Origin of the sequence: Shewanella decolorationis S12 (assembly GCF_000485795.1) — a bacterium.
Classification (GTDB): domain Bacteria; phylum Pseudomonadota; class Gammaproteobacteria; order Enterobacterales; family Shewanellaceae; genus Shewanella; species Shewanella decolorationis.
In genome coordinates this window covers 1-25706 of record NZ_AXZL01000073.1, presented here as the reverse complement: position 1 = coordinate 25706, position 25706 = coordinate 1, and the positions used below count along the sequence as shown (strand labels likewise).

At 48.2% G+C, this 25706-nt stretch carries 17 protein-coding genes; 9 read left to right on the top strand and 8 right to left on the bottom strand.

The annotated features are described in order from the left end of the window. Window positions 1-37: 37 nt before the first annotated feature. Window positions 38-541: a lactoylglutathione lyase family protein gene (locus SHD_RS16015; protein WP_023268076.1), complete on the top strand. Its 504-nt coding sequence runs from the start codon at window positions 38-40 to the stop codon at window positions 539-541. Between the two features lie 106 nt (window positions 542-647). On the opposite strand, the gene lysS is transcribed toward SHD_RS16015, so the two are convergent. Together lysS and prfB are read right to left on the bottom strand one after the other, a co-directional pair. Beyond that, a complete protein-coding gene (gene lysS / locus SHD_RS16010; RefSeq protein ID WP_023268075.1) occupies window positions 648-2150 on the bottom strand; it encodes a lysine--tRNA ligase in 1503 nt (500 codons plus the stop codon). Between the two features lie 29 nt (window positions 2151-2179). After that, window positions 2180-3278 (bottom strand): peptide chain release factor 2 gene (prfB, locus tag SHD_RS16005; protein ID WP_161629216.1). Its coding sequence is split into 2 segments (ribosomal slippage): window positions 2180-3202 and window positions 3204-3278, totalling 1098 coding nucleotides; the frame shifts between segments, so codons are not numbered across the junction. A 516-nt stretch (window positions 3279-3794) separates the two neighbouring features. Here prfB and fdhF point away from each other — a divergent pair. Next, the gene (gene fdhF, locus SHD_RS16000) at window positions 3795-8093 is read left to right on the top strand and encodes a formate dehydrogenase subunit alpha (protein ID WP_023268074.1); all 4299 of its coding nucleotides are present in this window, start codon (window positions 3795-3797) and stop codon (window positions 8091-8093) included. Between the two features lie 102 nt (window positions 8094-8195). Here the strand turns inward: fdhF and SHD_RS15995 are convergent, their stop codons facing one another. The 3 genes from SHD_RS15995 to SHD_RS15985 form a co-directional block, all read right to left on the bottom strand. Next, window positions 8196-9860 (bottom strand): methyl-accepting chemotaxis protein, encoded by a 1665-nt coding sequence (locus tag SHD_RS15995; RefSeq protein WP_023268073.1) that lies wholly within the window; start codon window positions 9858-9860, stop codon window positions 8196-8198. A 129-nt stretch (window positions 9861-9989) separates the two neighbouring features. Next, window positions 9990-11141 (bottom strand): chromate efflux transporter, encoded by a 1152-nt coding sequence (gene chrA, locus SHD_RS15990; protein ID WP_023268072.1) that lies wholly within the window; start codon window positions 11139-11141, stop codon window positions 9990-9992. Between the two features lie 169 nt (window positions 11142-11310). Beyond that, complete coding sequence (locus SHD_RS15985; protein WP_023268071.1) at window positions 11311-16428, bottom strand: S8 family serine peptidase; 5118 nt, start codon at window positions 16426-16428, stop codon at window positions 11311-11313. Window positions 16429-16721: 293 nt separating this feature from the next. Here SHD_RS15985 and SHD_RS15980 point away from each other — a divergent pair, with 293 nt between their 5' ends. From SHD_RS15980 to SHD_RS15965, 4 genes are read left to right on the top strand one after another with little or no spacing between them, the layout of a single operon-like run. Further along, complete coding sequence (locus tag SHD_RS15980; RefSeq protein WP_023268070.1) at window positions 16722-17564, top strand: MipA/OmpV family protein; 843 nt, start codon at window positions 16722-16724, stop codon at window positions 17562-17564. Beyond that, on the top strand, window positions 17554-17973 hold the full coding sequence (locus SHD_RS15975; protein ID WP_039978552.1) for a DUF3019 domain-containing protein: 420 nt from the start codon (window positions 17554-17556) through the stop codon (window positions 17971-17973). Before SHD_RS15980 ends, SHD_RS15975 begins: the two co-directional genes overlap by 11 nt. Beyond that, window positions 17970-18692 carry a response regulator transcription factor gene (locus tag SHD_RS15970; protein ID WP_023268069.1) on the top strand — a complete coding sequence of 241 codons (723 nt, stop codon included), beginning with the start codon at window positions 17970-17972 and terminating at the stop codon, window positions 18690-18692. The genes SHD_RS15975 and SHD_RS15970 overlap by 4 nt, the downstream gene beginning before the upstream one ends. A gap of 3 nt (window positions 18693-18695) precedes the next feature. Further along, window positions 18696-19922, top strand: coding sequence for a sensor histidine kinase (locus tag SHD_RS15965; protein WP_023268068.1), 1227 nt, complete (start codon window positions 18696-18698; stop codon window positions 19920-19922). A gap of 14 nt (window positions 19923-19936) precedes the next feature. Here the strand turns inward: SHD_RS15965 and rlmC are convergent, their stop codons facing one another. The 3 genes from rlmC to ohrR form a co-directional block, all read right to left on the bottom strand. Beyond that, a complete protein-coding gene (gene rlmC, locus SHD_RS15960; RefSeq protein ID WP_039978551.1) occupies window positions 19937-21091 on the bottom strand; it encodes a 23S rRNA (uracil(747)-C(5))-methyltransferase RlmC in 1155 nt (384 codons plus the stop codon). Window positions 21092-21269: 178 nt separating this feature from the next. After that, window positions 21270-22445, bottom strand: a complete 1176-nt coding sequence (locus SHD_RS15955) for a glycerol-3-phosphate dehydrogenase/oxidase (RefSeq protein WP_039978600.1) — start codon at window positions 22443-22445, stop codon at window positions 21270-21272. Window positions 22446-22525: 80 nt separating this feature from the next. Next, window positions 22526-23023, bottom strand: a complete 498-nt coding sequence (ohrR, locus tag SHD_RS15950) for a transcriptional regulator OhrR (protein WP_023268065.1) — start codon at window positions 23021-23023, stop codon at window positions 22526-22528. A 128-nt stretch (window positions 23024-23151) separates the two neighbouring features. On the opposite strand from ohrR, the gene ohr reads away from it, so the two are divergent. The 3 genes from ohr (at window position 23152) to SHD_RS15935 (ending at window position 25511) form a co-directional block, all read left to right on the top strand. Beyond that, window positions 23152-23577, top strand: coding sequence for an organic hydroperoxide reductase Ohr (gene ohr, locus SHD_RS15945; protein WP_023268064.1), 426 nt, complete (start codon window positions 23152-23154; stop codon window positions 23575-23577). Between the two features lie 225 nt (window positions 23578-23802). Further along, complete coding sequence (locus SHD_RS15940; protein ID WP_039978550.1) at window positions 23803-25227, top strand: cytochrome c biosynthesis protein; 1425 nt, start codon at window positions 23803-23805, stop codon at window positions 25225-25227. Window positions 25228-25325: 98 nt separating this feature from the next. Continuing rightward, on the top strand, window positions 25326-25511 hold the full coding sequence (locus SHD_RS15935; protein ID WP_023268062.1) for a hypothetical protein: 186 nt from the start codon (window positions 25326-25328) through the stop codon (window positions 25509-25511). Window positions 25512-25706: the final 195 nt, after the last annotated feature.

The window sequence follows — 25706 nt, the reverse complement described above, 5'->3', positions numbered from 1 at the left end:
GGCTTTTGGGCACATTACATTCGCACTAGGAGTTAATATGAATACACCTTACCCACGCACCTTTTCGCATATTGGTATTTCAGTCCCCGATCTCGAGGCAGCGGTTAAGTTTTACACTGAGGTACTTGGCTGGTATCTGATCATGCAGCCAACAGAAATTATTGAAGACAACTCGGCTATCGGTGAGATGTGCACCGATGTATTTGGTCCTAATTGGGGTTCTTTTAAAATTGCTCATTTATCGACGGGCGACCGAATTGGCGTCGAGCTATTCCAATTCGCGAATCAAGTAAACCCTGAGAACAACTTTGAATATTGGAAAACTGGCGTATTCCATTTCTGCGTGCAAGATCCCAACCTTGAAGAACTTGCCGAAAAAATTGTCGCCGCTGGCGGTAAAAAACGTATGAAGGAGCCAAGATATTACTATCCAGGCGAAAAGCCGTACCGCATGATCTATATGGAAGATCCCTTTGGCAATATCCTCGAAATCTATAGCCATAGCTATGAGCTACATTATGCCAGCGGCGCTTATCAATAAGTCAGGCTATTAAATAATGACCCAATAAAAAAACCAGCCAATTGGCTGGTTTTTTATTGTTCGCAAAATGCTGGGGTTGGTGTTTAATCAACAACCCCAATCAGGCTTAGGCCTGTGGGCGCATCGCTGGGAACAGGATCACGTCACGGATAGTGTGAGTGTTAGTGAATAGCATCACTAAACGGTCGATACCGATACCTTGACCCGCTGTTGGTGGTAAACCGTGTTCCAGTGCAGTGATGTAGTCTGCATCGTAGAACATGGCTTCATCGTCACCCGCGTCTTTCGCATCAACCTGCGCTTTAAAGCGGCTGTCTTGGTCTTCAGCATCGTTTAATTCGCTAAAACCGTTAGCCACTTCACGGCCACCGATGAAGAATTCAAAACGGTCGGTGATGAAGTGGTTGTCATCGTTACGACGTGCCAGTGGCGAAATGTCCGCTGGGTAGCCAGTGATGAAAGTCGGTTGCATTAACTGCCATTCAGCGGTTTCACCGAAGATTTCTTCTAATAGCTGACCACAGGTCCAGAACTTCTCGATCTTTATGCCAAGGCTAGTTGCCAATTCACGCATAAATTCAAGATCTTTCACTTGCTCGTAGGTCATGGCTTGGATAGTCGCGTTGTCAGGATTGTACTTCTGAATCGCTTCTAACATGCTCAGACGCGCGTATGGGCCACCAAAATCAACAGTGTGCTCGCCGTATGGCATTTGCGCGCTGCCTAACAGTTCAATCGCGATAGAGCTTAACAGTTCTTCGGTTAAGTCCATCAGATCTTTGTAGTCTGCATAGGCCATATAGAATTCCATCATAGTGAATTCTGGGTTATGGCGTGGCGATAGACCTTCGTTACGGAAGTTACGGTTGATTTCGAACACACGCTCAAAACCACCGACCACTAAACGCTTGAGGTATAACTCTGGCGCGATACGCAGGTACATTGGCATGTCCAGCGCATTGTGGTGAGTGATAAATGGACGGGCAGAAGCGCCGCCTGGGATCACGTGCATCATTGGGGTTTCAACTTCCATGAACTCTTTTTTGATCATAAAGTTACGGATAGCTGCAACCACTTTTGAACGCATTACGAAGGCTTGACGAGATTCTTCGTTAACGATTAAGTCCACATAACGTTGGCGGTAACGGGTTTCTTGGTCAGTTAAGCCATGGAATTTTTCTGGCAGAGGACGCAGTGCTTTAGTCAGCAGTTGGTACTCTTCCATGTTCACGTACAGATCGCCTTTACCTGACAAGTGCAACTGACCAGTTACGCCGATGATGTCACCGATATCCAGACCTTGGTATTTATCCTTCAGATCCGCTTGAACGCCCTTTTCAGCATAAGCTTGGATACGACCAGACACGTCTTGGATCACCAGGAATGGGCCACGTTTTGCCATGATACGACCAGCGATGCTGGTTCTAAAACCTAAGGCTTCGAGTTCTTCCTTAGTGTTTTGACCGTATTTTTCCTGCAACTCAGCCGCTTTGTGGGTGCGACGGAAAGTATTAGGGTGAGCATTAGCGCTGCAGTTCGGGCGAATGCTATCTAGCTTGGCACGACGCTCGGCAATCAGTTTGTTTTCATCTTGTACTTGTTCAGTCATCTTATTTCTCGTCTATACCTTTGAATTAATTACAGCCCTGATTTCAAACTGGCTTCGATAAACTTGTCCAGATCGCCATCGAGTACCGCTTGGGTATTGCGCGTCTCCACGCTAGTGCGTAAGTCTTTAATACGGGAATCATCCAATACATAAGAGCGAATTTGGCTGCCCCAACCGATGTCAGACTTGGCATCTTCGGCCGCTTGCTTTTCCGCATTTTGCTTATGCATTTCTAATTCGAACAGTTTGGCTTTTAACTGCTTCATCGCCGAATCTTTGTTCTTGTGCTGTGAACGGTCGTTCTGGCACTGCACTACCGTGTTGGTCGGTAAGTGGGTAATACGTACCGCTGATTCTGTTCGGTTAACGTGCTGACCACCCGCACCCGAGGCGCGGTATACGTCGATACGTAAGTCAGCAGGATTGATGTCAATGGTGATATCGTCATCAATCTCTGGGTAAACGAATACCGAGCAGAAAGAAGTATGGCGACGGCCCGATGAGTCGAATGGCGATTTACGCACTAAACGGTGCACCCCCGTCTCGGTGCGTAACCAACCGAACGCATACTCACCGGTAAATTTAATGGTCGCGCCCTTAATGCCGGCGACGTCACCGTCGGTGACTTCCATCAGCTCAGGGCTGAATCCGTGGGCTTCGCCCCAACGCAGGTACATACGCAGTACCATGTTGGCCCAGTCCTGTGCCTCTGTACCGCCACTGCCCGATTGAATGTCTAAGTAACAATCGGAGGCATCATGTTGACCAGAGAACATACGGCGGAATTCGAGTTCGGCCAAACGGCTCTCTAAATAATCCAGCTCTTTGGTGGTTTCATTGAAGGTGTCTTCGTCTTCTTCTTCGATGGCAAGCTCTAGCAAACCTTCAACGTCTTCTAGACCTGCGTCCATATCATCGATAGTTTTGACAACGGCTTCGAGGCTGGCGCGCTCTTTACCTAGGGCTTGAGCACGTTCTGGCTCGTTCCACACCTCAGAACTTTCAAGTTCACGGCTGACTTCTTCTAGACGCTCATGCTTAGCATCGTAGTCAAAGATACCCCCTAAGAAGCTGCGTACGCTCGGCAAGCTCCTTAATTTTGAATTTTACTGGATTAACTTCAAACATGGATTTTTAACTTCGCTTTATTTTTGCCGTTTCAATGGAGTTTCCATCAAAGGAGGCGGCGCTTAACGGTAATTGCAACCGCGCATTTTAACCTAACAACGCTGGTAAACCTAGGGCGTGATGGCGTTTCGCTGCGATTTTATCACCATAAAAAACACCGCTGGCGCCAGCAGATTAACAGACAAAGCCGAGTTAAGACTGTGATCTTACATGAAATAACCCGTTTAACGCTTCTATTCAGCATAAAATTGAACAAGCTAAACAGTGATAATCACTAAAAATCTTAAAGGATTAAACGAGATACAGATAAATCCAATACAAAATACCAAACAAATCACAACTTTCCACCAGCAAACCCTCTCCAGCGCACAGTCTGACACGGGTTTGTGATAACAACAGCAATTTAGCGTCAAACTTCCCCCGCCCATAAGCGTCTTCTAAAGCGCTCTAGTTATACTCAAATCCACCTTAAGCCTGCCAAGCAGCAAGCACCCTACAAATACAAAAGGCCTTGGGATGATAGAACTTAACATCGACAATCACAGCGTCACGGCCGAGCCGAGCGATAACCTATTACAGGCGGCCCGTAAGGCCGGCATAGCCATTCCGAGCCTATGCGATCCAACGGATGCGACACGGCAATTGGGCGCAGCGCCTAACGCCAATAAGCAGGACTGCAACCTCTGCTTAGTGCAAATCGAAAATACTGATGCCAGCCTACGCTGTGTTAAAGCCTGTGAAACGCCCGCCGAAGCGGGCATGAAGGTCATCACCCAATCGGCATATTTGACTAAACAACGCCAAGCGGCACTGAGCACAATTTTAAGTGACCACTTTGCCGATTGTGAGGCTCCCTGCCAACAGGCCTGCCCTGCGGGCGTCGATGTGCAAAGTTACCTCTACCACATTGCCCAAGGTGACCACACCCAAGCGATTAAAGTCATTAAAGACACCCTGCCGCTACCGCTATCGATCGGCCGAGTCTGCCCTGCGTTTTGCGAAAGCGAATGCCGCCGCGGCCTCGTCGATGACCCCATTGCCATTCGTCAACTTAAGCGCCACGCCGCCGATTTAGACTTGGCCGACGATGAACAAGGCGGCAGTTATCAACCACCACGCCTCGCAGACACAGGCAAGAAAATTGCCATTATTGGCGCGGGCCCCGCGGGTTTAAGCGCGGGTTATTACCTGTCAAACCAAGGTCATAGTGTTGAGATATTTGAGGCCATGCCCCAGGCGGGTGGCTGGCTGCGCTACGGGATCCCCGAATACCGTTTACCCAAGGCGATTCTCGATAAAGAAATCGAGCTGCTGTGCCGTAATGGGTTAATCATTCATACCGATACTCGCCTCGGCCATGAAATTCACTTAGCCCAGCTAGTCGCCGATTTCGATGCAGTGTGCCTCGCCATCGGTGCCCAAAAGGCGGTGCCTATGCACTATAAAGGCTCAACGCTTGCGGGCTGTTACCTTGGGGTGGATTTTCTTAAGGATCATTGCCTCGACAAACAATTGAAGTTGGGTAAGAAAGTCGCCGTCATTGGCGGCGGCAACACCGCTATCGACTGCGCCCGCACCGCGGTGCGTGAAGGCTGCGATGTCACCTTAATCTACCGCCGTACCCGCGCCGAAATGCCCGCAGAAGCCTACGAAGTACACGAGGCAGAAGTCGAAGGCGTGAAATTCCACTTTTTAACCAATCCCATTGAAAATCATAGTGATGATAACGGACGAGTACAGTCGGTCACCTTTAGCAAAATGGCGCTCGGCGAAGCCGATGCCTCGGGCAGACGCGCGCCTGTGGACACGGGAGAAACCTTTACCGAGGCCTTCGATACCGTTATCGCTGCCGTCTCTCAAGCGCCGGATCTGAGTTTTATGCAGGATCCTATGGGGCAACTCAGCCAAGGTGAACTGGCGCTGAGCCGTTGGAACACGCTAATGGGTTGTGAGCAAACCATGTCATCGGGAGTCGAAAAACTGTTTGTGATGGGCGATGCCCGCCGCGGCCCGGCCACCGCCGTTGCCGCCATTGGTGATGGTAGAAAAGCAGCAAAAGCCATTGATAAAATGCTAAAAATTGGCCTTAGCTGCGATTTACATGCCCATGAGTTTAACTCGGTTAAAACCATTCCAAACGCCCTCATTCCAAGCGCCCTTAAGCAAACCGAAACAAGCTCAAAAGCAGGGTCAAGGCTTTATCCCCATACCCCGCGCCAGCCCCGCTTGAAAATGCCTGTACTCACGGCGCTGCAACGGCTGCTGAATTACAGTGAAGTTGAGTTAGGCTTTCCCGCCGATGCCGCCATGCAAGAGGCGGCGCGTTGCCTCGAGTGCGCCTGTCAGGCCAATACCGACTGTAAGCTGAGGGATTACGCCACGGATTACGGTGTCGAGGCCAAAAGCTTAGCCACTGAAAATGCACGGCATTTCAGTGTGGATAAGAGCGCACCCTTTATTCAATTCGATGCCAACCGCTGTATTAGCTGCGGTAAATGCGTCGATGTGTGTCAGCAGCAGAGTGGCCACTGCGCCATCCAATTTAGCCAAGATTCCTACCAGGCGCTGCCGCAAGAAATTAGCCAAACCCTTGAGCGCCGTGCGCCGAGAGTCGGCTTTAGTGCGAGTATGGCCGATAGCCAGTGTGTGCAATGTGGTAACTGTGTGCAAGTATGTCCGACAGGCGCACTGGTCGATGCCCGAGATAAACGCCAAGGGGATTGTACAGAGTTAAAAACCGCCTCGACGATTTGTACTTACTGCGGCGTGGGCTGTCGTCTCGACCTTAAAATCGACCCTAGCACCAATCGCATTCGCCACATTGAAGGCAATAAAGACTCGGTCGTTAACCAAGGCATGTTATGTGTTAAAGGACGTTTTGGTTTCGATTTTATTCACAGCGACAAACGTCTTACTACGCCACTGATCCGTAAAAACGGCGAGCTACAACCTTGTAGTTGGCCCGAAGCCATCGACTATGTAGCAAAACGCTTAAGTGAGATAAAACAAAAAGATGGCAGCAATGCCCTCGCAAGTCTCGCCTCTGCCAAGGCCACCAACGAAGATAACTTTGTGCTGCAAAAGTTTATTCGTAGCGTCCTTGGCACCAACAATATCGATCACTGCGCTCGCCTCTGCCACTCATCGACGGTAACGGGCTTGCAGCAGAGCATTGGTAGTGGCGCCATGACCAATGATATTCCGAGCATCAAGGACTCGGACGTCATCTTTGTCTTAGGGTCGGATACCACCTGCGCCCATCCGATTATCGCCTCGAAAATCCAGCAAGCGGTGATGCAGCACGGTGCGCGTTTACTGATCGCCGATCCAAAGCGGGTTGGCATTGCCGAAAAAGCCGAGCTGTATGTCGCTCACAGACCGGGCACGGACGTGATGCTGCTCAACGCCATCATGGCAGAAATTATTCGCCACGATTGGCAGGATAAAGCCTATATAGCCCAGCGCACCGAAGGTATTGAGGCCCTCTATGCAGAGTTAGCCAAGCAGGATTATTCCCTCGAAAACGCGGCGCTTATCACGGGCGTAAAAGCCGAAGACATTGCCCGCCTCGCACGCACCATAGGCACAGCCAAAAAGACCGCGGTTTACTACGCCATGGGTATCACTCAGCATACGACGGGGCACGATAACGTCACCGCCATCTCTAATTTGCAGTTACTTTGCGGCAATATTGGTGTGTCTGGCGCGGGTATAAATCCACTTCGCGGCCAGAGTAACGTTCAAGGCGCCTGCGATATGGGCGCACTGCCCAACTACTTTACTGGTTACCAAAAGGTCACGGATATTCATGCCAGAATGCGTTTCGAAAACCACTGGCAAACGCCGTTATCGGGGGAGATTGGCGTCACCGCCACTCATATGATGCACGATATTGCCAAGGGCAAAATTAAGGCCTTATATGTGATGGGGGAGAATCCCGTGCTCAGCGATCCCGACCAAGCCCATGTACTTAATGCCTTGAGCAAAATTGAGTTTCTGGTGGTACAGGATATCTTTTTAACCGAGACGGCCGAGCTTGCCCATGTGGTATTACCCGCCGCTGCTTTTGTGGAAAAACGCGGCCACTTTACCAATACCGAACGCCGAGTACAGCGACTCGAACAAGCACTCGCCTCTCCGGGTGAAGCCTTACCCGATTGGCAGATAGTGCAAGCCGTCGCTAACGCCATGGGCGCAGGCTGGGACTATGCCAACGAGGAAACCATCTGGCACGAGATCAACGAGCTCACTCCGCAATATCGCGGCATTCGTTGGGACAGATTAAGTGTCGATGCAGATGGTAAGATTTCTCAAGGTATTCAATGGCCTTGTCCAGATGAAACCCATCCCGGAACACCGATTATGCATCAGAGCCAATTCACTCGAGGCTTAGGCTTATTTACGCCTGTCAGTTATCGCCTACCTGCTGAAATGCCCTGCAACGAGTATCCACTGACGCTCTCGACGGGGCGTTTATTGGAGCAATTCCACACGGGCACCTTAACGCGCAAAACGCCCGGGCTGGACTTACTTGGTGCACCTAAAGTGATGATTTCTGTCTATGATGCAGAGCAACTCGGGATAAAGAATGGCGATAAACTTCGCCTCACCACCCGCCGCGGTGAGATTGAAATCGATGCCTTTGTGACTAAACGCGCGCAAGCGGGCGTGCTGTTCCTGCCGTTCCATTTTGTCGAGGCCGCCGCGAATAAACTCACAATCAATGCCTTAGATCCTGTGGCTTATATTCCCGAATATAAGGTCTGTGCAGTCAGGGCTGAAAAGGTGACTGCGAACATTAATGAAACAGCTTAAGGCTTGGGCATGACAGTACATCAAGGTTAAGCCCAAAGATAAATATTAAAAACGGGAGATGTTATCTCCCGTTTTATTTTATAACCCAATAATAAATCAGTATTAAATTTTAAACTGCCCAACCAACTTGCCAAGGTTAATGCCTTCCTGCGATACGGTTTGGCTTACTCTGGCCGCATCTTCACTGGAATGCAGCAGCTCGTTGACGATTTCTTGAATAGCATAAACATTACGGTTAATTTCTTCGGTCACAGAGCTTTGCTCGGTCGCCGCCGTCGCAATCTGTGTGCTCATATCGTTAATCGCTGTGACCGCCGATGTCACAGATCCTAAGCTTTCGGAAATAGCGCGGGAAGAATCCACTGAACGTACGCAGCTCTGTTGACTCTCGTCCATGGTTTTTACCGCTATAGCCACCAGCTTATGGAGCTCTGATAGCATTTCGTTGATTTCTAAGGTACTTGCCTGAGTCCGGCTGGCAAGATTACGCACTTCATCGGCCACCACGGCAAAGCCACGGCCCTGCTCACCAGCACGTGCCGCTTCAATCGCCGCGTTCAATGCTAGTAAGTTAGTTTGCTCGGCAATGCCACCAATGACCGACAGCACACTGTTAATCTTTTGCGATTGCTCGCTTAGAGACTTAATACTGCCCGCGGCATTATTGATTTGCGACATCAGTCCAGCAATCTCTTCGAGTGAAGCATCAACACAACGCTGAGCATTAGCCACATCACCTGTTGCCGCTTGGGTCGCCTCGGCAACTTGGGTGGTATTTTGCGCCACTTCACTCGCGGTAGATGACATCTCGGTAATGGCCGTCACCACTTGGTCTGTCTCGTTGTTGTGGCTAAGCAGTTGGCTAGACATCACTTTGGTTTGATCGTGAATCGCATTGGCGGCGGATTTCACTTTAGCCGTGGCGTTTGCCACATCGCCGATAATGGTTTGAAGTTTATCGACAAACAAGTTAAAGGCTTGACCTAACTGAGCAATTTCATCCTCGCCCTTCACGGTTAAGCGTTTAGTTAAATCCCCTTCCCCCTTGGCAATATCATTAAGATTAACGGCCATATTTTTAATGGGTATCACCATACGATGGGCGGCCACCATGATAATAAAGGCGGTAATCCCCGTCAGCACGAGGGCAATTAATAGGATCATGTAGGACTTATCTGTCATCTGCTCGGTAACAGTTTGGCGGTAATCCTCCACCACGGCTTCAATATCATCGATATAAGCACCAGTACCTAACATCCAGTCAGTCCCAGGAACCATCATCACATAGCTAATCTTCTCGATTTGCTCGTTAGTATTAGGCTTTTGATAGTAATAGGAAAAGTTACCGTCACCGCGTTTGGCCGCATCCAGCAAACCGACAATGATCTTAGTACCCCGTGGGTCAGTCATATCGATTTTGTTCTGCCCCTCAAGATTTGGCATTAGGGCATGGAAAATATTTTTCCCTTGAGAGTCGTACATAAAGAAATAGCCAGCAGTACCGAAACGAATATCCCGCAGGGCTTGATTCACATTCCCTTTATCTTTCAATGACAATTGGTATTGCACGATTCCAGCGGCAATCTCAGTGGCTTCTTTGATTTGTTGCTTCCGTTCACCGACCAATTTAGTTTTAAAGGTCACAACTTCTTCCGAGAGGGACTCCTGCTCAACATAATAAGAAACCACCATGAGCACGAGTAAGGTCAATACGAGGGGAAATAAAGATAACAGCAGTAATTTGTTACGCAGGCTTAAATTCGACATGCTTGCTTACTCCAGATTAAATCGGGTTATATTTTTTATCTGGTTGAAGTATAGCCAAAAAGGTGCAATCACTCAGAGTTAGAGTTAACAAAATTTCCTTTAATTTGTAAAAATTACCTTCGCCTTGCATTACATCAATACTATCAAAGCCATACCACAAACACTAAAGCCGACTACCAATAATAACATCGACAGTTTGAAGATCTTTAATGCACCAAAACCGAGCAAAACCAACGCCATATCCACAGCAGACAATACCCCTTGGCTGAATACGGGTTGATATAGTGCCGCCGCTAACAATCCCACCACACAGGCATTTACACCAGCAAGCATGCCGGCAATCTTGGGCCTGGCCGCAATCGCATGCCAACTCTTTAAGCCCACCAGCATCAATAAAAATCCCGGCAAGAAGATAGCAAGCGTTGCGATAGCCGCGCCGACAAAGGGATTGTCTAGCATCATTTCTGCGCCAAGGAAGGTGGCAAAGGTGAACATAGGCCCAGGCATAGCCTGGGCAAAGGCGTATCCGGTGAGGAAGCGATCGCTACTCAGAGAATCGCCGACCGCAGTCTCAAGCAGAGGTAGCACCACATGACCGCCACCGAAGACTAAGCTGCCAGCGCGATAAAACTCACCAAAGATCCCCGCTTCAACGCCAAGATTTAAGGCAAAAAAGCTCGCCACAAACAAGGCGATAAATATAGCTAGGCTAAGGTAATTCAAGCGAATGGGTTCAGGTTTTTGAGGCTCGCTCTCGGTTGCACTCAAAAACGATAAGCCTAAAAGCGCGGCAAGGATTAACAACGCAATTTGGGTCCACAAGAACGGGAAAATCAGTATGCTCGCGGCGCAGCCAAGCATCAATAAACGCGCGGTTTTACGCTGGCAAAACTGGCTAAACATCGCCAGCACAGCTTCTGCAACCACGACCACAGCCAACAGCTTTAAGCCATGAACTATGCCCTGCATATAATCGTTACCTAACCAAGCGGCGGTGGTTACAGCAAGCAAATACATCAATACAAAGGAAGGCAAGGTAAATCCGGCAAAGGCGGCTATGGCCCCAAGTAATCCACCGCGATGATAACCAATAGCAAATCCCACCTGACTCGAGCCTGGACCCGGCATAAATTGGCTTAAAGCAACTAAGCTGGCATAGCGTTTATCATCAAGCCAGCCGAGTTCGTTGACAAAGGTTTGTCGAAAATAGCCGATATGTGCAGCAGGCCCGCCAAAGCTCATCAGCCCAAGGGTAAAAAAACGTAAGAATATCTGCAGCATATGCTTTGCCTTTCGATGCATAAAATAAGCAAGATTATGCCATTAAAAAGACATTTTGATGAAAGCAAAATCAGCAGTTATCCATCCCCATAAAGCAAAAAGCCGGCAAAATCCATTTGCCGGCATCCTAAATTCAGGATTAATAATTGACTATTTTTTAATAAACAATCTAGTGATGTTTTCTCCTTCTGCTCATTGCACCGAGCGCCAACAACATAGTGAGCCCACCGAGTGCACCACCACTATCCTTATTTGTTTCCGGCTCAGGTTCAGGTGTTACTACAGGTGGTTGTGGTTCAACACCATCGGATTCAACGGTCAGCATAAAGCTGGTGCTCGCTGCATCGGCTGGGTTTTCCACATCACTCACAGTTACTGTGACTTCTACGTCACCGTGGAAGTTAGCTTCTGGTGTAATAGTGATAGTTGAACCTGAAGTGTTGCCATTCACCACAGCGCTGATGTGCTCACCCGTTACGGTGATCTTGTTCACGCTGTTTTGCTCGTCGGCATAAATGACTTTCAAGCCTTCTAAACTCGTGTTTTCCGCAATCGTTTGGTCGGCAATCGCACCAATGCTGATGTTGGATGGCACAGTTACACTGTGGCTCATATTGATATCAGCCATACCATCGACTTGGCTAACCGCATCAACCGTCAGCACTTGGCCTGCAGCAGTGTTTTTAACTGTCGTCCAAGCCGTCACTTCAAATTGTGATGACTCTGGGCCAACGTAGTCGTAACAAATCACAAGACCATTGCTGATTTTGTCCTTCAGGTTATCGAAGGCGTATTGCTCACCGAGATATTTCTGCAGTGGGCCATAGGCATATAGACCGCCTTGGAAGCCTTGCAGACCGATAGAGCCACGACCATCTTGTGAACCGAAGTTGATATTGTCGTAGGCCATCATCATCTCGTACTCACCGTCACCAAAGCGGGTGTTTACGTTGAAGATAAGCTCGAAGTCGAATCTATCGTCCTTCTCTTCCCATTGGTAAACACGGTTTGCATCGTATCCTAATGGCTTGTAAGAACGAGCATTATCGTATTCCAAGATACCCCAACCCGTTTGAGTACTCGCGATAGAGATACCCGCACGTTCAGCTGAAGTATTGATCAATGGCGCACTTAGGATGGCTTGCGTCGCTCCGGCACCCAGACCAAATCCACGCCACAGCATACCGATAGCGGCGTATGGGAAGCTGTTGTACGGGAAGATGTCATGGTATGGATAGAAGAACGGCTGTCCTTGGAATAAGGACACGATACCGTGGCCACGAATATCCAGTGAGTTTTGTTTATAGATGTTGATTTGGTCTTGGTTGTTATACAGGTGGAAGCGATCGTAAGTACCACCAAACACAGTGCTGATTGGTAAGGTAATACCGTTGCGATATAGGATGTTATTATCCTTACCGCTCAAAGCTTTACCGTTAGAGCCATACTCAACAGGCGCAAAACCACTGAAGATTGGGTAGATAGCAAACTCTTCTAAGTTCACGTATCCGCCCGGCTTCTTGTTACCAAAGTTTGGCGTACGGCACATAGCGTCATCAATGTTAGTGGTGACGTTGTAACGAGGCTCAAGATCGCTGGTATCGGGTTGAATACCACTGATAGTGAGTTTGCCATTTTCCAGTTTCACATCCTTAACGATAGCGCTCGAAGAAGTCAGTACATCTTCAGGGCGTAGGCTTAATCCAGCCGGAATGTTCGCAACTATGCTAAATGCACGGTCAACGCCGGAGTCGTTAGGTTGTACCTCGAAGGTAAATGGAATTTGGTCACCCGCTACTGCCGCCGTTTGGGTGGCGTCTAAGTGCACATCATCGATGCCGCGCTCGAGTTTAAAGGCGACTTTACCAATGTTCCCCGCGTTCACCTCAGAGGTTCCGAAATCCAGTAACGAGTAATACACGTCACCTTCTTTCATCTCTGGCATATCCCAATTAACTTTAATATCAACAGGATCGCGACCATTGCTCGCAGGTACTTCAACGCTCATATCGCTCGCAACGTCATCGGTAACGATAGTCGTCGCATATTGGAAGGTTTCTTCCATCGCGTTGTAATAGCTGTTCGCAGCAGTGCCTTTTCTTGGGTTGTAGAACAACGCCCAATACTGGCCTTCTTCTGGTTGGTTAATATTACAGAAGTTGTTGTATTGGATGTGGTTAGACACGCAGAGTAATTCTTCGAAAGGATCGGCCTTACCGTTACCGTTATAGTCCTTACCGACATAAACAATGAGGTTACCTTTGTCTAAATTCTCGAGAATCGCTGACTTAGTCGTACCGAATGATTCGACGATTAAACGGCGCGCATTGGCAGGCACATCAATCATTTCCACATGAGTCGCTTCGTCGACACGCTGATCCATCGGGATCGTTAAATCGGTATTGCTTGCCCAAGGGAAGTTGCCATCGTCATCCTTTGGCAGCACCACTGTTTTCACATCCGCTTTCACTGGACTGAAGATGCGGCCATGGATGTTGTCACCCTCTGGTAAATCAATACCTTTGATAACAGCATTGGCATTGTTACGGTGAGCCACTGCACTTAAGCGTCCTGGCATGCCGTTTTTGTCGTATTTAAAGACTACTGGCCAATGCGCTTCTGAGGCTTTGCCGCTCGCTTCGGTGAAGATCAGGTTTGAATGCAGCTCAACTTCGGCGTTACTAAACCAATCTTGGGTATCCATGATTGATGCTTCAACCACGATATCCATGCTCTCGCCCGCCGCTAAGGTAAACTCGCTTGGTGACACCTTAATCGACACGCCGTTTTGGACTAACTGTGAACGTGAATCCACACTCCAGTTGATCACATCACCGTTAGTGACGCTCCAAGTACCGTCTTTGGTCGCCTTAATGGTACGGATCCATTGGCACTTAGGCTTACATTCGAAGTTCACTAATTGTGGGATGTTCAACTTATGAACCGCGCCGCCATTGTGTGGATCCGCCGCCTTGAAGTTATCGACGGTTTCATCCATTACGAAGCCCGCATTCACCGCATTGGCCACGTTGATACGACCAGTACCCGCACGGTAGGTTGAGGCTAATGCCACATCGCCATTCTTGTCATCCAAGCGATAGTATTGCACTTTGTTTTCAGCCGTCATCGCCAATGCCGATTGAATTTCAGTTGCACTCCAACTTGGCTGAGCTTGGCGTAATAACGCCATCGAACCTGCCACATGTGGCGATGCCATTGAGGTACCACTTAAGAAGGCAAAGTCACCCGATGCAGGCGAATCGCTAAATGGATGTTCATCGGCAAAGGCCGCATAGATGTTCACACCAGGAGCTGCAACCGCGGGAATTAAAGCTTCAGGCGTTGAAGGGCTTGGGCCACGAGAGGAGAACGCCGCTAACCAATCGGCACGCTCAGGGTCGATGGTACGGTCGATTTGCGTTTCAGAAATAGTCAGTACATGGTTGCTGCCCTTAGCCAACCAATCACTTAGTCCATAACCCGCCATGCCGTTATCGTAACGACCGTCCCACTCTTCCTTGGTAATATGGATACTTGGAACAGAGTAAGAAGCCGTAGGCACTAACGCATCACCGTTTGCATAGTTATACATGATCATGCCATCGGCGCCGCCCGCTTTGATGTTGTCAGCCTTCACTGAACGCGCAATACCTGCAGTGTCTGATAAGCTGTTACGCTTACACACGACGATCACATCCGTTGGGTTACCGTTGCCATCTTTCAGGTCAAAGGTGCCCGCCGGGAAAGGTTTAGCACAGTATTCATCACCATAGTCACTTGCCCTTACCACTCTACCAGTAACTGAATGGTTATTTATCGCACCACCCACTATTTCGCTCCATTTTGGCGCTTCGTTGCCGCCCATAGGATCCGTCAGCTTAGTTTCAATCTCCACTTCACGGGCATGGGTGCTGGCCGCCACGTTCATTAACCAAGGTGAAGCATGGTCGATTGCACCAAAATATTCTTTATAACCAGTAGGTTGACCTGAGTTACCCGCCGCCACCGCGACAGAAATACCGGCTTCGCGAGCAGATAAGAAGGCTAATTCCACATCATCTACCCAAGGGTTTGAATCTTGGCCACCGATGGAGAAGTTGATGACATCAACGCCATCGTTAATCGCATCTTCAATACCCGCAATCAGCGCCTCACCAGGGCAGCCTGCATTCAGCTGGTTATCCGGATGACACACTTGGTAAGCGACGATGTTCGCATGGGGAGCAACACCACTCATGCGTGGGAATAACTTTGGTTTAATTACAGAACCATCGGATACCGCTTTACCGCCATCGGGGCTAATATAGTCGACATCGAACAGTACGTTACCCGCTGCGGTAGAAGCAACGTGTGAACCGTGGCCTTGATAGTCTTCACCCACGGCGGGACGAGTTGCTCCATAAGCACCGTTGGTAAAGTTATCGGTAATCACAGGATAAGAGCGAACGCCAATTAACTTGTCGTTACACATGGTTTCGAAACCGCTCTTGGTACAGTCACCTATGTAGTTACCGGCGCCCCAAGGGTTGCTGTGCTTATAGCCATCTTCACCGATAGCGGCAAATGAGCGGTGATCTGAGTTAATCCCAGTATCGACGATACCAACAATAATCCCCTCACCTTTGTAAGGCACGGCTTCAGTCGCTTCACCCGACCAAATCTTATCGGCTTGGATAAGCTCAGGGCCCGCATCCGAGAATAGCTCATAGTTTTTCGAGCGACGAACAGAAGAGACATTGGCCAATTGAGACACACGTTGCGCTTCTTCCTGAGTCATCGCCATCGAGAAACCGTTGACCGCATTAGTAAATTGTTGACGTACCTGACGCGCACCGACGGTCGATTGAATGTCAGCAATCACTTGTCTTTGGCTATCGAGTAAGCGGCTACGGTAGTTCTTTACCGCACTACTTGCAGGTTGTCCGGCAACGAATAATTTTTGGCTTGACGATTTCGCAACGGCTTTACTGGTATTGCTGCTTGCAAACAGTTCCGTACTCACTTGTGCCAGTGGTTTTTGGTTTAAACGAACGATGTAGACTTGCTCACCCGTCAAACCTTCCTCATATTCGAATTTGTTAGCTTGAGGGGTAATTTGAAGGTTGAGCCCAACCCCTTGTGCCGAATCATCGATCTCGGCTTGGGGGGCGTTTAACTTTGCAATTTGTTCTGGTGTTAACTGCAAACCTTTAAGTTGATGTACATCGCCTATGCTAGCAGCAGCCTGCATAGCACCAGCACCATAAAGGGCGGCAGCAATAGTACAAGTTAGTAATTTAAGCTTCACTTTGCTTTCTCCATTATTGTTATCGCAAGCCGTTTATCACGGACAAGCTGCCTAGCGGCCAACCATCTAAGCATTCAAGCTGGAGAAAACAGCAACACTTTTACGTAGCATTTTGTACAACTTATCAACACCGCAAAAACACATTGATTACGTAAAAGCTTACCGACACAGATGTAGCATTTTGTAGCACTATGAATAATTATGCTTAAATTCTGTGAACAAAATGATAGGCTGAGGCTCGTCTTAATGCGGTTTAGCAATGCATTTAAACAACATTGGGGATTATCTAAGAAGTGACAGTTAACGTCAGAAAACAATGTTTGCCGCTCGTACTACTACTGAGTTGGTGCACTACACTGCAAGCTAAAGAAATTGAAACAGTTTCCGCCGGAGACTGGCAGATTTCCCTTGCCGCAGGTTATGGTGCTCTCGAAAACCCAAGGGCAAAAGTTGAAAATATCAACACTTGGATACTGCCCACTTGGTATTACTACGGTGAGAACTTTTATGTCGAAAACTTCACCTTAGGTTACAGCCTGTACGAGTCAGAGAGCTTTATTGTCGACCTACAGACGCGTTTTAATGAGGATGGTTTTTTCTACGAATTCGATGGACTGAATAAACTATTACTGAGTGATATTTTAGGTTATACCCCAGTGAAGCAGCCCATCAATCCTAAAGTCGTCAAATTCGAGGAAATTGAACGCAATCTTTCCTACCTAGGTGGACTCAATGCCACTTGGGTGACGCCCTATCTCGATATCAGCATAGGTTACTTCCACGATATTACTGGCGTTCACCAAGGTAACGAGATCCAGCTTAGACTCAAACGCAGTCAGGCGTTTTCTTGGGGTGCGCTCGGCTTTGAGATTGGGGCAATTCGAAAGAGTGAAAACCTCGTAAGTTACTACTACAAACTGACCAAGGCCGAAGAAGGTCCACTGCGTACCAAATATCACCCCTCGGCCACCATCAATTACCATGCACGCACCGTTGTCAATGTGCCCATTTTTGACAATGTGAATTTTGTTGGGATCCTCGAATATACTGGGTTGGGACAAGAAATCACTGATAGTGTGGTAATTGATAAAGCAGGCTATTTCTCCGGGTTTGTAGGGATTAGTTATGACTTCTAAACCCTATCGTTTAGGTTCACTCTGGTTCTCATATTGTACCTATTGCAGCTTAGCCCTTATCTGTTTACTCAGCTCATCCATACTAGCCGACGAGATCAGGATCACACCAGACACTTGTGCAATTACCTTAGAAAGACCTACCTGCCACTTAGATCTACTTATAGAGTATCAATCACAGGTCCCACAATCCCTGTGCCTTTGGGTAGTAAAACATACCACTGCACTGGCCTGTTTCAACGATAGCCTCGATTTTAAATATCAGGTTCAGCTAACGATTGCAGAAGACACACTGTTTGAATTAAGGGATTTAAAAAACAATCAGATAGTTACAACGGCGTTAGTTAAAGTCGCAAAATTTGAACCAGCAAACACCAGAAGACGCCGCGGTCTAAATTGGAACTTATTATGATAAGTACACCAACACCTGAGTCACTTACGCAGATTTTATTAGTAGAAGACGATATTCCCCTCGCAGAGTTAGTCTGTACTTATTTAACTCAAGAAGGGTACAGGACAATCCACATTGATAATGCTGAGGATGCTTTAGCTAGGCGAGATACCGATAACTTTGACTTAATTATTTGTGATGTCATGTTACCAGGATTAGATGGCTTTAGTATTTACCCACAATTGGCCGCGAGTTATCCCTGCCCGATTATCTTCCTGACAGCGCTCGATAATCATACCGATCAAATTCGTGGCCTGAATCTAGGCGCCTGCGACTACTTACTTAAACCCGTAGTACCACCACTACTGTTAGCACGCATCAAAGCAACTCTAAGGAAACAGCATAATCCCCTTAGCCGAGGTCAGCTCAAAATACACGACTTATCCCTAGACCCTAACCTGCAGCAAGTTCGTCTAGGAGATGAAGTCTTATCCTTCACTACTAAGGAATTTTCTTTACTGTGGATCTTCGCCTTACATGCAGGGAAAGTGCTCTCTCGGGAGTTTTTATTCGAGCAACTTGTCGGCCGCGAGTATGATGGTTTAGACAGGGCTATCGACTTGAAAATTAGCCGTCTGCGTAAACGCTTAGATGAGCTATATGTGCCAGGATTAGCTATTACAACTATTCATGGTAAGGGTTATTTATTCAACTACTTGCCAATCCAAGGCAGAGTCTGACCCATGAAATTTCAGTTCTACCGTTTATTTATATTTTTATTACTCTCATGTGGATTGGTCATTTGGAGCTTTGGAGAGCTTGCCGAACATTTCGCTGATGATGAATACAGTTACCAAATCAATGTCGATGACCTGCTACGAGTCGACAAAAAAACTCCTCAAATAATGCGCATAACCGCCGATTCACTCTCCCTCCCCGCCGATTTACATGCCTCTCTACAGCAAGGGGCAACCATCGCACTGCGTCATAGTGATAATGATCTCTATTACTATCGCCTAGATAAAACAACTAATGCCATATTAATGTTAGGCCCCATACAGACATCAACCCCTAAAGAACAAAATACTAGCTTAGTTCTATTAGGATTATATTCTTCACTTTGCTTAGTTGCATTTGGATGGATCTGGCCCATTTTTCGGGATCTTCACCATTTGCAACAGTCAGCAATTGAGTTTGGGCAATTGCCCCGTAAACGTCCCTTAGAAACGAATAAGCATTCGACCATTTTTCCCTTGGCTAAGGTGTTTAATAGCATCAGCCACCAAATTGTCGACTTCGTACAAATGCATAAGGAGCTGTCCCGCACTATCTCCCACGAGGTTCGTACTCCTTTGGCCCGAATGCGTTTTACACTTGAACTAATCAGGTCGCAAATAGACACAAATTACGCAAACCGTTTAAATGAAGACATTAACGATATTGAACAGCTAGCGGCGAATTATCTGTCTTTTGCTCGCCTAGAGCATAAAGAGGCCCCCCTCAGCCAAGAGTCCCAAGTCATCAGCATATTTATGGAAAAGTTGGCCCACAAATATGCAATCTACCTGCCTAAGTTCAATATTGTGTTTCACAATGAGGCGCGGCAGGCCCACTTCGACCCGATTGCGATGACAATTGCGATTCAAAACCTTGTCCAAAATGCCATGCGTTTCGCCCAGCATGACATCCATGTCCACTTCTATCAGGAAGGAGGCATAAATCGGATCAGTGTCGAGGATGATGGCCCGGGATTTGAAGGCAAAGCCAAAAAACTGGTGGCAGCCTTCGAGCGGGATAGCCAGCAGAGCGATACCAGTGGCTATGGTTTAGGGCTATATATCGTCAAGAAAATCGCCACTTGGCATTATGGCACGCTGGAGTTAAGCCGCTCACAGACCTTAGGCGGCGCTGAAATTAGCATTATCTGGGACGATGCCTTAACGGCCAAAACTGAAACTGATACCGAGTAATGGAGTGCAGAGGTTTAGTCTTTGACTAATAAGGCTAACACTTCGAAATGATCAGAGTGGGGAAAGAGATCGAATAACTGCACCTTAGTTAACCGATAGCCACGGATATGGCCGAGATCTTTGGCTAAGGTTTTAGGATTGCAGCTGGAATACAAAATCGCCTTAGGCGCAAACTCACTTAAGGAATGACACAGGGACTCACCAATCCCGCGACGCGGTGGATTGACAATAATCAACTCTGGCTTAGTTTGCGCCGCCTCGCCCTTGGCAAAGTCGGTGGAATCGAGCGCCATAAACTCTACTTTATCCAATCCCATCAACTGCGCCGACATCTTAGCGCAGGCAATGGCTTCGGCTTCAATTTCAATCCCTATCAGTGGGATGTTTTTGCTAGCACAGTGCAAACCAAAGCCGCCCACACCACAGAATAAGTCCCAAAGGGAAGCTGGCGCGAAGTCGGCCACCCACTCACGGGCGGTTTGATACAGCTTTGCCGCCACCTGCGGATTGGTTTGAAAAAAGCTCTTGGGACGAATAAACAAAGGCACATCGTTAAAGCGCTCTTCGAGGCGAGTGTTTTCGGTGAGAAAAATTTCCTCCTCACCCTCCAAGATAGCCATATGAACAGGTTGCAAATTGACGGAGATGACTTTGATCTGCGGATATTCCGCCATCAGCGCAGGCAATTCTCGCTCGATACGGGCGATGGCATCCCGCGAGCGCAGCACAAACCGCAACATATACTCGCCGCGCACTTGGCTGCGCGTCAGTAGGATAAATTTAAGCTCGCCCTTGGCCTTATCGACACGGTAAGGCGGAATGCCCGCTTGCTGCACAAAGCGCTCTAAACGGTGGAGTAAGGCTTGCATATCAGCAGGATACAATAGACAGTCACACAGGCTCACCGCCTCGCCGCTGGGGCTAACAATCCCCAACACAGGCGCATGTGCAGCGCCCAAGGCGACCATTTTCGCCTTGTTACGAAAACCGCTGCTGTCACCCACAACTGGAGGTAAAAACTGTGGTTCGGCGTTATCGACAAAAGGCGCTAACAACTGCTGCAATTCTTGGGTTTTAGCCGCCAGTTGCTGCGCCATAGGGAGCTTAATATGGCGACAGGATTGGCATTGGCCTCGTTCAAAATACCCACATTGTACTAATGTACTCACAGCATCGTACCCACAGCAGTGCCCGTCTATCTTATCTATTGAGATGGCGAGTGAAATTTGGATGACAACTGAAGCATAACAAACACATTAAGGCCCCAGTCAAAAAGCGCCACACTTTAGCGTTTTTGCGCCGAAAAATCACCTTGAAGTGCAGCATTGGCCGATTGTCCGGCTCAGATTAACTTAATCTCAGGCTATCTACATCGGCGATGGGAGTGCGTTTTCCGAGTTTTTGTTCAACCCACTCAAGCACTTCGGCCGAAGTACTCCTAAAGGTCGTGAGCTTGCCGCCGTAGAGACTGAGTAATCTTGGGTGAGAAACTGAGGTTTGCATTAAAGTATCCCTTGGCCGCTCAAAGGCTGAGCTCGCTTGCTTAGGTAATACCCTCACGCCGCAAAACGTCTGCACTATCTTAGTTTTGAGTTCATCAATCGAGGCCGACAGTGGAAAGTAGTGTCGATAAATCCCTAATAGATAATTTATTTCAGACTCAGTTACTTGGGGCGGCGTATCTATGGATGTTAACTCGGTTTCCGTGGTGCCAATTAGCAGTTGACCATACCAAGGCATCACAAAAATCACCCGCTTATCGAAGCAAGATTCTAAATATAAGATGCCGTCGGGGGCGGGTAAATCCAGCAGTAAATGCGCGCCCTGCACCCAATCAAGTTCGACTCCAGCCAGTGGCGGTGACACCTTTGCCAGCACCTCATTCACCCAAGGACCAGCGGCATTAATCACCAGCTTAGCCTCAATCTGTTGCACTTCGCCGCGATGGCGAAAGCTTAGGTCAATCTGCTCACCCAGATGATTAAGCTGTAAAAACTCCGCCTCGGCATACACATGGGCACCCAATGCCTCGGCACTTCGAGCCACCGCTTGGGTAAGCAATTTATCATCGGTTTGCGCGTCCCAATACTGGAACACGGCCTTCAAACCTTGGAGTTTAAGCCCGTTAAAACGATGCCAATGCACGGCGGGAATAGATACAAAGCGGCCAAGCGGATCAAATTCGCTGAGTAGCGCGTACAGACTCAAGCCCGCCCGAATTGTCCAAGGGTTACGATGACTGTCTTGATAGACGGGAATATAAAAAGGCACGGCTTTGACTAAGCTTGGCGCAAAGTCGAGCAGATGGCGACGCTCCTGCAAGGATTTACGCACAAGGTTCACTTGCCCGCTTTCGAGATAACGCAAACCACCGTGGATTAACTTGCTGGAATTGGCCGAGGTTTGGCCGCCAATCTCGCCTTTTTCGATAAGCAGGGTCGAATACCCCGCCGCCGCCGCGTATTGGGCGATACCGACACCGCTGATCCCACCACCAATAATCGCAATATCGTATGAACTCATATCGTCTATATCCATTCCGTCGCTTTAATGGTGCGTTTATCCATGTTCCACTCCCTTGCTATCAGAGATTGGCTTTCACACTATTCGATGCTGGCGTGCAATTGCTTTAAGGCTTTGTCACACATGGATTTTAGCGCCTTAAGATCTTCTATCTCAGCACCGATTTTACAGCGCATCAGATGCGGGATTTCACTGGCCTCGAGCTTTAGCGCCTGCCCTGCACTTGTCAGAGACAATACCCGAACCCTTTCATCTTGGTCGCTGCGTCCACGACTCACCAATCCCTTCGACTCTAAACGTTTTAACAGGGGCGTCAACGTGCCAGAATCGAGGAACAATTTATCCCCTAGAGTCTTCACGCTGATCCCCTGCTCTTGCCATAACACTAGCATGACCAAGTATTGGGGATAGGTTAGATCCAACTTATCGAGCATAGGACGATAGGCGCGCACCATGGCATTGGCGGCGCTGTAAAGAGAGAAACACACCTGATTCTCTAAACATAAGGCATTGTCTGCTTGGGTATTTTCAGCAGTATGCGAGGTATTTCCCAATGATGATAACTCTGAGTTAGGCATAGTTTATCCAAAAACTTAAATATATTGCGCACAATATACTTGCATTCAGGGTAAAAATCGAATTATAGTTTATCACAATTAAATTGTGCACAACTTAAATTACTTTTTATCACTACGAGGATCGAAATATGAAAACATTATATGAAACCCGTGCTACCGCTAGAGCCGGTCGCCAAGGCCAAGTTAGTACCGATGATGGCTTACTCGATGTTGCGCTCGCCTACCCCAAAGCAATGGGCGGAAGTGGATTGGCAACCAACCCAGAGCAACTGTTTGCAGCGGGTTATGCGGCCTGTTTCTCTAATGCGGTTTTACATGTCGCCAAAATTGGCAAAGTGGCGATTACTGAAGCACCAGTCAGCGCAGTTGTTGGCATTGGCGCCAATGATGCAGGTGGTTTTGCTTTAACCGTTTCTTTAGAGGTCAATCTCGAACTGCCCCAAGCCGAGGCCGAAGCCTTAGTACGTCATGCCCATCAAGTGTGTCCTTACTCCAACGCCACACGAAATAATATCGATGTAAAACTGAGTGTTAATGGCGCGGTGTTAAACTAAGCCCACAAGACAACAGTCACTATCGTCTAAAAAGCACCTCTGGGTGCTTTTTAGTTATCTGCCGCGAATCGCCCTTCCCATAAACCTGCCTCACTTCCCAAAAACCAGCTAATCGCGAGTTAACTAACATTTCTTAATGCTCAATTTAATCAAGGGGATCTAAATCAGTAGAGTAGTAGTCAGAAAACCATTTAAACAGATTATGCCCACTATTGTGGAGGCGCTATGACTAAATACTTAACCAAATTCGCTCTGCTATGTTCTTTAGCATTGGCCATGTTGAGCACATCAAGTTGGGCCGAAACGCCCAATAACCCGGACCAAACTTGGCATTATGTGAACGCCCAAGGTGAGCTGAAGATCAAGCTTTACTTCTTTTGGTCGAAAACCTGCCCACACTGCGCCGAGGCCCATCCGTTTATCGACTCACTGCCACAGAAATACCCTTGGATAGAACTCGAATCCCATATGGTTTCGGCTCCTGGCGTGCAGGATATTTGGCAAAATATCGCCTCCAAAACCACGACAGAGGCTCGCTCAGTGCCTTATATGGCCAGCTGCGAGAAAGCAATTGTCGGTTATTCCAGCGAGGCGGTGACAGGTGAGTTTTTAGTGAATCGCTTAAAGAACTGTTACTTATCCCTTGGCGGCCAGCTGAGTGAAGCGGATATGCCAACCACAGGGACAACGGCTACAGCGCCGACCAATAGTGAGCCCCTGTTTGGCACCTGTGGAACCGACTCAGGTGAAGGCACCTGCGATGCCACCAGCCTTGCGAGTAACGATCAAGCCGAAGTGCAACCCGTTGAATTACCACTTGTGGGTGTAGTCACGCCCGAGACTATGTCGCTCCCACTATTAACCTTAGTGCTGGCGGGTGTCGATGCCTTTAACCCCTGCGCCTTCTTCGTGTTGCTGTTTTTACTGTCGATTATGGTTAACGCTAAGAGCCGCAGCCGCATGCTGTTGGTTGGCGGGATCTTCGTGTTCTTCTCCGGCTTTATTTACTTCCTGTTTATGACGGCCTGGCTAAACATCTTCCAACTGTTAGGCGCGGGCAGCGATGGCGGGATGATCATTCTAGCCGCGGGGATCTTAGCCTTGATCGCAGGTACGATAAACGTGAAGGATTACTTCTTCACTAAGGGCGAAGTAACCCTGTCAATGTCGGCGGAAAACCGCACTAGCCTAATCAAACGCATGGGCAAACTGTCGAACTCCAGCAGCCTAGGCGCGCTGATTGTCGGCTCAACCGTACTGGCTATTTTAGCCAACGCCTACGAGCTACTCTGCACTGCGGGCTTCCCGATGATTTATACCAGCGTGCTATCCATGCATAACCTGCCGGACATCGAGCGCTATATGTATTTGGTTTTATACAATATCGTCTATGTGATCCCACTGGCGATTATTGTGATTGTGTTTAGTGCGACCTTAGGCAAACGCAAGCTGACCGAAAAAGAGGGCCAAGCGCTCAAGCTGATGTCGGGCGTGATGATGTTTGGTATGGGGGTTGCGCTAGTGTTAGATCCTACAGCGCTGCAAAGTGTTGGGCTAGCACTGGGATTAATTCTGGGCTCATTAGGTTTAACCGCCATCATAGTACTCAGCCGTAAGTTACTCGCGGCAAAAGCGAATAAAGCGGCATAAGCAATAGCAGGGGTTCGAATTGGCAAACTCAGGATAAAGGTCTAAAGTAAAACCTGAGCTTGCCGATACAAAGACTCAGCTTACAATTGAGGTTAGTTATGTCTATTTCACTGAACACCCAAGCTATCACGCCAAACTTAGAAAACGGTGCCGTTGGCGTAAAAGTGGCCCAGTTAGCCAAGGAGCAGCAAAAGGCGGAAGGTCAAATTGCCGTTGATTTAATTAACGCAGCCGTACCTCAACCCGTTGGAAATACAGGCCACAATATCAACACCACGGCCTAATCCTCGCTCTGTATTGATAAAAAAGCGCCCCGAACTTCGGGGCGCTTTTTTAATTGGTCAAATTGAACGAGCTAATGTGAGCTTTTAATAATACCAACCACATTAAATATCTAATCAGTTCAGAGCCTCACAGGCATCTCAATCCAAGGCGCATTGACGAAGAAATGGTTATTCCCTTTTAAGTCAATGTAACAC

Excerpts from the sequence above, each read along its gene's own strand:
- SHD_RS16015 (WP_023268076.1), top strand. The coding sequence starts at position 38 with ATGAATACACCTTACCCACGCACCTTTTCGCATATTGGTATTTCAGTC.
- lysS (WP_023268075.1), bottom strand. The coding sequence starts at position 2,150 with ATGACTGAACAAGTACAAGATGAAAACAAACTGATTGCCGAGCGTCGT.
- fdhF (WP_023268074.1), top strand. The coding sequence starts at position 3,795 with ATGATAGAACTTAACATCGACAATCACAGCGTCACGGCCGAGCCGAGC.
- SHD_RS15995 (WP_023268073.1), bottom strand. The coding sequence starts at position 9,860 with ATGTCGAATTTAAGCCTGCGTAACAAATTACTGCTGTTATCTTTATTT.
- chrA (WP_023268072.1), bottom strand. The coding sequence starts at position 11,141 with ATGCTGCAGATATTCTTACGTTTTTTTACCCTTGGGCTGATGAGCTTT.
- SHD_RS15975 (WP_039978552.1), top strand. The coding sequence starts at position 17,554 with ATGACTTCTAAACCCTATCGTTTAGGTTCACTCTGGTTCTCATATTGT.
- SHD_RS15970 (WP_023268069.1), top strand. The coding sequence starts at position 17,970 with ATGATAAGTACACCAACACCTGAGTCACTTACGCAGATTTTATTAGTA.
- SHD_RS15965 (WP_023268068.1), top strand. The coding sequence starts at position 18,696 with ATGAAATTTCAGTTCTACCGTTTATTTATATTTTTATTACTCTCATGT.
- SHD_RS15955 (WP_039978600.1), bottom strand. The coding sequence starts at position 22,445 with ATGAGTTCATACGATATTGCGATTATTGGTGGTGGGATCAGCGGTGTC.
- ohrR (WP_023268065.1), bottom strand. The coding sequence starts at position 23,023 with ATGCCTAACTCAGAGTTATCATCATTGGGAAATACCTCGCATACTGCT.
- ohr (WP_023268064.1), top strand. The coding sequence starts at position 23,152 with ATGAAAACATTATATGAAACCCGTGCTACCGCTAGAGCCGGTCGCCAA.
- SHD_RS15940 (WP_039978550.1), top strand. The coding sequence starts at position 23,803 with ATGACTAAATACTTAACCAAATTCGCTCTGCTATGTTCTTTAGCATTG.
- SHD_RS15935 (WP_023268062.1), top strand. The coding sequence starts at position 25,326 with ATGTCTATTTCACTGAACACCCAAGCTATCACGCCAAACTTAGAAAAC.